This window comes from Caballeronia sp., assembly GCF_049581465.1.
Taxonomy (GTDB): Bacteria; Pseudomonadota; Gammaproteobacteria; order Burkholderiales; family Burkholderiaceae; genus Caballeronia.
Window position 1 is genome coordinate 1 of record NZ_JBAUSA010001039.1, and the last position, 7,863, is coordinate 7,863.

Annotated in this window: 9 protein-coding genes; all 9 read right to left on the bottom strand. The window is 60.3% G+C overall.

Going from position 1 to position 7,863, the window contains the following annotated elements:
* Positions 1-879, bottom strand: an 879-nt coding sequence (locus tag WCA53_RS25450; protein ID WP_423916937.1) for a pyridoxal phosphate-dependent aminotransferase, incomplete at its 3' end; no start/stop codon positions are given.
* Positions 880-935: 56 nt separating this feature from the next.
* Positions 936-2,261 (bottom strand): histidinol dehydrogenase, encoded by a 1,326-nt coding sequence (gene hisD, locus WCA53_RS25455; RefSeq protein WP_423916940.1) that lies wholly within the window; start codon positions 2,259-2,261, stop codon positions 936-938.
* A 39-nt stretch (positions 2,262-2,300) separates the two neighbouring features.
* On the bottom strand, positions 2,301-2,981 hold the full coding sequence (gene hisG / locus WCA53_RS25460) for an ATP phosphoribosyltransferase (protein ID WP_423916942.1): 681 nt from the start codon (positions 2,979-2,981) through the stop codon (positions 2,301-2,303).
* Positions 2,978-4,246: a UDP-N-acetylglucosamine 1-carboxyvinyltransferase gene (gene murA, locus WCA53_RS25465; RefSeq protein WP_423916944.1), complete on the bottom strand. Its 1,269-nt coding sequence runs from the start codon at positions 4,244-4,246 to the stop codon at positions 2,978-2,980. The genes hisG and murA overlap by 4 nt, the downstream gene beginning before the upstream one ends.
* Before the next feature lie 129 nt (positions 4,247-4,375).
* On the bottom strand, positions 4,376-4,615 hold the full coding sequence (locus WCA53_RS25470; protein ID WP_423916946.1) for a BolA family protein: 240 nt from the start codon (positions 4,613-4,615) through the stop codon (positions 4,376-4,378).
* A gap of 15 nt (positions 4,616-4,630) precedes the next feature.
* Positions 4,631-5,386: an ABC transporter permease gene (locus tag WCA53_RS25475; protein ID WP_423916949.1), complete on the bottom strand. Its 756-nt coding sequence runs from the start codon at positions 5,384-5,386 to the stop codon at positions 4,631-4,633.
* Positions 5,383-6,309, bottom strand: coding sequence for an ABC transporter ATP-binding protein (locus WCA53_RS25480; RefSeq protein WP_423916952.1), 927 nt, complete (start codon positions 6,307-6,309; stop codon positions 5,383-5,385). Before WCA53_RS25480 ends, WCA53_RS25475 begins: the two co-directional genes overlap by 4 nt.
* A 525-nt stretch (positions 6,310-6,834) precedes the next feature.
* Positions 6,835-7,125, bottom strand: coding sequence for an STAS domain-containing protein (locus tag WCA53_RS25485; RefSeq protein WP_423916954.1), 291 nt, complete (start codon positions 7,123-7,125; stop codon positions 6,835-6,837).
* On the bottom strand, positions 7,122-7,754 hold the full coding sequence (locus WCA53_RS25490; RefSeq protein ID WP_423916956.1) for an MlaC/ttg2D family ABC transporter substrate-binding protein: 633 nt from the start codon (positions 7,752-7,754) through the stop codon (positions 7,122-7,124). Before WCA53_RS25490 ends, WCA53_RS25485 begins: the two co-directional genes overlap by 4 nt.
* Between the last annotated feature and the right edge of the window lie 109 nt (positions 7,755-7,863).

Here is a 7,863-nt window from a genome sequence, read left to right on the forward strand (position 1 = left end):
CGGAAACACGGTCGTATCCGGCATTTTCGCGATGGCATCTTCCAGACGCGCGCGCTCGCTGCGAATTTCGGCTGCCTGCGCGTCGAAGACATCGAGGTGATCGAGGAGAAAATCCGCCGTGGCTTGCGTCAGCACGTTGATGTTGTACGGCGGGCGGACCTTGTCAAATTCCGTGAGCCAGGCGGCCTTGCCGGCCATATAGCCCAGGCGGATACCGGCTAGTCCGAGTTTCGACATCGTGCGCATGACCACGACATTATCGAAGTCCGCTGCGCGCGGCAGCCATGTTCTCTGGGCGAACGGCTGATACGCCTCGTCGATGACAACCAGGCTTTTCGAGGCCGCCGCGATTACGCGCGCCATATCGGCGTCGTCATAGAGCGTGCCGGTCGGATTGTTCGGATACGCGAGGTAGACCAGCGCGGGTTCGTGCGTTTCGATCGCCGCGATCAGTGCGTCGGCATCCAGCGTGAAATCGCCGTTCAACGGCACGCCGATGAATTCGAGTTGCGCGAACTTCGCCGACATCGCGTACATCACGAAGCCTGGAACGGGCGCCACGACTTTCGCGCCGCGTTTCGCGCAGGCCATGGAGACCATGCTGATCAGTTCGTCCGAGCCGTTGCCGAGCAGCACTTCGCAAGCAGGCGGGACGTGCAGGGCGCGCTTGATTTTTTCAAGCAACGCGGTTGGACGCGGCTCGGGATATCGGTTTAACGCGACCGCCGCGAGATGCTCGCCCAATTGAGCGGCCAGCGGCGCGGGCAAGCTGAACGGATTTTCCATCGCGTCGAGCTTCACGAGGCCGGTGGAATCCGGCACGGGATAGCTCGTCATCGCGAGGACGTCGGGGCGAATAATGTCGAGTGGTTGTGTCATGGTTTGCCGGACTCCCGCCGGTCTTGGGCGGCTTGGGGCCGCCTCGTCTTTTGAAATTACTGCGCTGTATTCTTCATCCGATACTCAGCGCTGCGCGCATGCGCCTGCAGCCCCTCGCCATACGCCAGTTCAGCCGCGATCTCACCGAGCGTCTGCGCTCCTTCCGCGCTGACTTCGATCACGCTCGAACGCTTCAGGAAGTCATACACGCCAAGCGGCGACGAAAACCGCGCCGTACGCGATGTCGGCAAGACGTGGTTTGGTCCGGCGCAATAATCGCCCAGGCTTTCGCTCGTGTAGCGGCCGAGGAAAATGGCGCCGGCATGGCGGATTTGCGCAGCCCAATGGTGCGGATCGAGCGCAGAAATTTCGAGGTGTTCGGGCGCAATGTCGTTGGCGATCGTGCATGCTTCAGCCATGTCGGCGACCTTGATCAGCGCGCCGCGATCTTCAAGCGACTTGCGGATCACGTCACGGCGCGGCAACGACGGCAGCAACTCGTTGATCGCGTCTTCCACGCGCTGGATAAACGTAGCGTCCGGGCACAACAGGATGGATTGCGCGAGTTCGTCGTGCTCCGCTTGCGAGAACAGGTCCATGGCGACCCAGCGCGGGTCCGTGGTGGCGTCGCAGATGATGAGAATCTCCGACGGCCCCGCGATCATGTCGATACCGACCGTGCCGAACACGCGCCGTTTCGCCGAGGCCACATACGCATTGCCCGGGCCACAGATCTTGTCGACGGCGGGAATGGTTTGCGTCCCATAAGCCAGTGCGCCGACCGCTTGCGCGCCGCCGATCGTGAACACGCGATCCACGCCGCCAAGCAACGCGGCGGCGAGCACCAGCGGATTTTTCACGCCATCGGGCGTGGGCACGACCATGACGATTTCCCTGACGCCCGCCACGCGCGCCGGAATCGAGTTCATCAGCACCGACGATGGATACGCCGCCTTGCCGCCCGGAACATAAATTCCCGCGCGATCGAGCGGCGTGACTTTCTGGCCGAGCACGGTGCCATCGGCTTCCGTGTATTGCCAGCTATGACTACCGCATTCGATCCGCTGTTTTTCGTGATATCCGCGCACACGCGCAGCCGCGGCTTCAAGCGCGGCGCGGCGTTTCGGTTCGAGTCCTTCAAGCGCGGCTTCCAGCTCCGACTGCGGCAATTCCAGCGACGCCACGCTTTCGGCCTTCAACCGGTCGAACTTGTTCGTGTAGTCGAGGACGGCATCGTCGCCGCGCTTTTTGACGTCGGCGAGAATCTGTGCGACCGAACGTTCGATCGCTTCGTCCTCGCTCGCCTCGAACGCGAGCACTGCGTGCAGGTCGGTGTGAAAACCGTTGGCACGGGAATCGAGCTTGCGAATCTTGATAGACATGCTGGTATCCGGGTTAATGCGTCGTGCTATCCGTACAATTTACGCCGCAATCGACGCGCGTTCGAACGCATCGAGATACGGCTTCAACGCGGCGCGCTTCAACTTGAGCGCGGCCTGATTGACGACGAGACGCGAGGAAATCTCCATGATCTCCTCGACTTCGACCAGGTCGTTCGCGCGCAGCGTATTGCCGGAACTGACCAGGTCGACGATCGCGTCGGCGAGTCCGACCAGAGGCGCGAGTTCCATCGATCCATACAGCTTGATCAGGTCGACGTGAACGCCCTTCGCCGCAAAATGCTCGCGCGCCACCTGCACGTATTTTGTCGCAACGCGAAGACGCGCGCCTTGCCGCACGGCGTTGGCATAGTCGAAGCCCGCCGCGACCGCCACCGACATCCGGCAACGCGCAATATTCAGGTCGACGGGTTGATACAAACCGCCGCCGCCATGCTCGATCAACACGTCCTTGCCTGCCACGCCGAAATCGGCCGCGCCGTACTCGACGTAGGTCGGGACATCGGTTGCCCGCACGACGATCACGCGCAAATTCGGGTTCGTGGTCGGCAGGATCAGCTTGCGCGACGTGTCCGGGTCTTCGGTGACTTCAACGCCAGCGGCGGCGAGCAACGGCAGGGTTTCATCGAAGATGCGTCCCTTCGATAAAGCCAGCGTCAGCATGGCGCCCGACGTGGAAGCAGAAGTCTGTAACGAGCTCATTGCTCGCTCCCGCTGCCCCTGATGCGACGCACGTTCGCGCCCACCGCCGTCAGCTTGCTTTCCATCCGGTCATAGCCCCGATCGAGGTGATAAATCCGGTCGATGAGCGTTTCACCTTCCGCGCACATGGCGGCAATCACGAGGCTCGCCGATGCGCGCAGATCGGTCGCCATGACCTTCGCGCCCGACAGCTTTTCGACGCCCGTGACCAGCGCGGTGTTGCCGTCGATGGTAATGCTTGCGCCGAGACGGTTCAGTTCCTGGACGTGCATGAAACGGTTTTCGAAGATCGTTTCCACCGCTTGCGACGTGCCGATAGCCAGCGTGTTGAGGGCCATGAACTGGGCCTGCATGTCGGTCGGGAATGCCGGGTATTCCGAGGTGCGGAAGCTCACGGCGGTCGGACGCTTGTTCATGCGCACGCGAATCCAGTTTTCACCTTCTTCGATCGACACGCCTGCTTCGTGGAGCTTTTCGATTACGGCTTCGAGCAACTCCGGGTTCACGTTACGCAAGGTCACGTCGCCGCCTGCGGCCGCCACGGCGCACAAGAATGTGCCCGCTTCGATCCGGTCAGGCACGACCGAATGACGCGCGCCGTGCAGCTTGTCCACGCCATGGATCACCAGCCGGTCCGAACCGATGCCATCGATTTTCGCGCCCATCGCGACCAGCAAATTCGCCAGATCGCTGACTTCCGGCTCACGCGCCGCGTTCTCGATCACCGTTTCGCCGTCGGCCAAAACCGCAGCCATCAGCAGGTTTTCCGTGCCGGTGACCGTGATCATGTCCGTGACGATGCGCGCGCCCTTCAGCTTTTTCGCCCGCGCTTCAATAAACCCATGCTCGATCGTGATCTCGGCGCCCATCGCCTGGAGGCCCTTGATGTGCTGGTCGACGGGACGTGCGCCGATCGCGCAGCCGCCCGGCAGTGACACCTTCGCTTCACCGAAGCGCGCGAGCAACGGCCCGAGCACCAGGATCGACGCACGCATGGTCTTCACCATCTCGTACGGCGCGACCAGGTTATCGACCTTCGACGCATTCAGCCAGACCTTGCCGCCCTGCGACTCCGAGCGCACGCCCATCTGGTTGAGCAGTTTTAGCATCGTGCGCACGTCCTGCAGGTTTGGCACATTTTCCAGATGCACGTCGTCGGCCGTGAGCAGGCCTGCGCAGAGAATCGGCAGCGCCGCGTTCTTCGCGCCCGACACGACAATTTCGCCCGAGAGCTTCGCGCCCCCGACAATAATCAGTTTGTCCATGCTTGCATGTCCTTCGACGGAGCTTCCTGCAGCGGCGCCGTTATCGGCGTCGCGGTTGTCTTGAGTGAATCGCACTAAATTACCAATGTGTTCGGGTGACGGGTGATGCTCGAAATGAGACGGGAAAAGTTAGCTCGGCTTCCATTCAGCCGGCGTCAACGTCTTCATGCTCAATGCATGGATTTCCTCGCGCATCCGGTCGCCGAGCGCCCGATACACGAGTTGGTGACGCGCGATCAGTCGTTTGCCTTCAAACGCATCGCTGACAATGGTCGCGAAAAAATGCTGGCCGTCGCCTTCAACTTCCAGATGCTGGCAAGCGAGGCCGCCAGCAATGTACTCCTTCACTTGTTCCGGGGTCGGCAACATGGAAGTCTCCAAAAATTAGTGACGCAATTTGTAACCGCTTGCCAGCAGCCGCACGGCGATCACCGCGAGCACGATGAAAAACCCGCCGACAATACCGAGACTCGCGAGAGGACTTATGTCGGACACGCCGAAGAAGCCGTATCGAAAGCCATCGATCATGTAGAAAAACGGGTTTAGCCGCGACACTTCGCGCCAGACCGGCGGCAACGTATGAGTGGAGTAGAACACGCCTGACAAGAACGTCAGCGGCATGATCAAAAAATTCTGGAACGCTGCAAGCTGATCGAATTTATCCGCCCAGACGCCGGCGATCAATCCGAGCGTGCCCAGGATGGCTGACCCGAGCACCGCGAACGCCACGATTAAAAGCGGCGCGGAAAAGTGCATCGGGATGAACCAGACGGTCACGATAAACACGCCGAAGCCCACCGCGAGCCCGCGCACGACCGACGCCAGCACATAGGCAAAATACATTTCCCAGTGCGACAACGGGGTCAACAGCGCGAACACCAGGTTGCCGGTGATCTTCGATTGAATCAGCGACGACGAACTGTTCGCGAACGCATTTTGCAAGACGCTCATCATCACGAGGCCCGGCACGAGGAAGCTTGTATAAGCCACGCCCGGATAGACTTCGACACGACTCGTCAGCGCGTGGCCGAAGATCATCAGATACAAGAGCGCCGTGATGATCGGTGCCAGAACGGTTTGAAATCCGACCTTGTAGAAGCGCAGGGTTTCTTTGTAGAAAAGAGTGCGAAAACCGCTCATGAAAGACCCTCGACGAGTTCAGGCTCGTTCATGATCTGCACGAACACGTCTTCCAGATCCGCTTTGCGGACGTCGATTTCATCGAAGGTGCAGCCGGCTGCGCGACATTTCGCGAGGATCGGTTCGACGTCGTCGTAGCTTGTGAGCCGCAGCAAATGCTGGCTACCCGATACGGCGAGCGGATCGACTTCCAGCGCACGCAGTTCGACGGGTAACGCGCCGTGGGAAAAGCGCAGCGAGAGCTGCATGCCCGCGAAGCGCTGCAAGAGCGTGCTCGTGCGCTCGAGCGCCACCACCTCCCCGCGACGCAACATGGCGAGCCGATCGCACAGCGCCTCGGCTTCTTCCAGATAATGCGTAGTCAGCACGATCGTGTGGCCCTCCCGATTCAGCCGCGAAATGAACTTCCATAGTGTCTGGCGCAATTCGACGTCGACACCCGCTGTCGGCTCGTCGAGGACGATGACCGGTGGCCGGTGCACCAGCGCCTGCGCGACCAGGACGCGCCGCTTCATGCCGCCCGATAGAGCGCGCGTGTTCACATCGGCTTTCTCGGTGAGGTCGAGATTCGCCATGATTTCGTCAATCCAGTCGTCGTTCTTGCGCAGGCCGAAATAGCCTGACTGGATACGCAAGGATTCGCGCACTGTAAAAAACGGGTCGAATACGAGTTCCTGCGGCACTACGCCAAGCGAGCGGCGAGCCTGACGGAAGTCCGTCACGACGTCGTGACCGCGCACGGAAATCGTGCCGCTGTCGGCCCGGGCGAGGCCGGCGAGGATGCTGATAAGCGTGGTCTTGCCAGCGCCGTTGGGGCCGAGCAGACCAAAAAACTCGCCTTCTTCCACGACGAGATTGACGCCCTTGAGCGCTTGGAGCTCTTTGTAGCGCTTTTTGACGTTACGTATTTCTATGGCTGACATGACTGTGCGCGCGCCGGCGGGGGCTGCGCCTCGATGTGTGCGGATCGGACTCGAAAAGCCGTTGCCGGACCGAAAAAACGATCGATTATAGGGCAAAGGCGCGGGCTCGCGCCGCTGGATGCACTGAGCGTTGTGCTAGAGGGAGGGGGTTGGGGGGTTCTGCTGGCGGTGACTGTGGGGCTGGGTGCTGCTCGCGGAGAGTGTGGGGCTAGGACGGAGTCCTTCTCCTCGCGTGGTCGGTCTGCTTAAGTCGGATTTTCTCGCTTATCTCTGTTAGCCCCTGTTCGGGGCGGAACTTCATTTCTTTTCAAACGCGCAAAGAAACGAAGCAAAGAAACGCGTTCAAACCGCAAATACCTCAGTGTCGTCGTTGCCTATTTCAGGTTTTTGGCCCGAACGTAGCGCCGACCCCACACATCAACACGCAGTCGAACACCCTCCTCAAGCCCAAAAGGCGCACACACGCTTCGCCTCCAAGGTCGCGCCCACATTCACCGCTATGAGCCCCCAACCCCTCCCGCCCACTCAACCCACCTCAGCCGCCCTCGCCCCCTGGAACTTCAAGAGCGTATCCACGCCGTACGCGCGCGCGAGACTCGCAAGTCCGGAAGGAAGATTCACAACGGCCAGCGGAGCACCCTTCTCCGATGCCGCGCGCTGCCACGCGATCAGCACCGCCAGCGCCGATGAATCGAATTGCTTGAGCGGCGCACAATCCACTTCGGTTGCGCCCGCAGCAATCCGCGACAAACCCGCCTGAAGCGCGGCTTTGGCGCTGTCGTGCGTCAGCGTCGCAGCGGTCTCGAACGAACTCACGATGTCTTGCCATTCGCAAGTTGCTGGTTTCGCGCGGTCAGGAACTGCAACAGACCATCCACGCCATGCTGCTGGATCTGCTCATTGAACTGCTGCTGATACGCCTGGATCAACCACGCGCCCAGCACGTTGATGTCATATACCTTCCAGCCTTGCGGCGTCTTGTACAGACGATAGTCGAGCTGGATCGGCGAACCATTGTTCAACACAACCGAACGCACGACAACGTCGGTGTCACTCGGATCCGCCCGGAACGGCTTGTACTCCACTTCCTGGTTACGAACCTGCGCGAGCGCGCCAGAATACGTGCGGATCAGCAGCGTCTTGAACTGCTCCACGATCTGCTGTTGCTGTTGCGGCGTAGCCGTATTCCAGTTGCGCCCCATCGCGAGACGCGTCGTACGCGTGAAATCCGTGTACGGCAAAATCTTTTCGTTCACCAATTCGGTGATACGCGTAATGCTGCCCGACTGGATCTGCTTGTCGGATTTAAGCTGATCGAGCACTTCCGAGGTGATGGTCTTCATCATCACATCGGGCGAAGACGTGTCGACAGCTTGAGCGGACGCGCCGCTACAAAAGAACGACAACACCACGGCAAACAGCGGAAGCAACAATAGTTTTTTCATTACGGACTCTACAAAAAAGTGGCTTGTGTTTGAGCGCGGCCAAGCCATTGAGTTCATACGCCGCACCCCGTCCAGCCGACAAAATACTTTCGATATGTTACTGAAATAC

Bases quoted from the DNA above. Each gene is read 5' to 3' on its own strand.
- hisD (WP_423916940.1), bottom strand. From the start codon at position 2,261: ATGTCTATCAAGATTCGCAAGCTCGATTCCCGTGCCAACGGTTTTCAC.
- hisG (WP_423916942.1), bottom strand. From the start codon at position 2,981: ATGAGCTCGTTACAGACTTCTGCTTCCACGTCGGGCGCCATGCTGACG.
- murA (WP_423916944.1), bottom strand. From the start codon at position 4,246: ATGGACAAACTGATTATTGTCGGGGGCGCGAAGCTCTCGGGCGAAATT.
- WCA53_RS25470 (WP_423916946.1), bottom strand. From the start codon at position 4,615: ATGTTGCCGACCCCGGAACAAGTGAAGGAGTACATTGCTGGCGGCCTC.
- WCA53_RS25475 (WP_423916949.1), bottom strand. From the start codon at position 5,386: ATGAGCGGTTTTCGCACTCTTTTCTACAAAGAAACCCTGCGCTTCTAC.
- WCA53_RS25480 (WP_423916952.1), bottom strand. From the start codon at position 6,309: ATGTCAGCCATAGAAATACGTAACGTCAAAAAGCGCTACAAAGAGCTC.
- WCA53_RS25490 (WP_423916956.1), bottom strand. From the start codon at position 7,754: ATGAAAAAACTATTGTTGCTTCCGCTGTTTGCCGTGGTGTTGTCGTTC.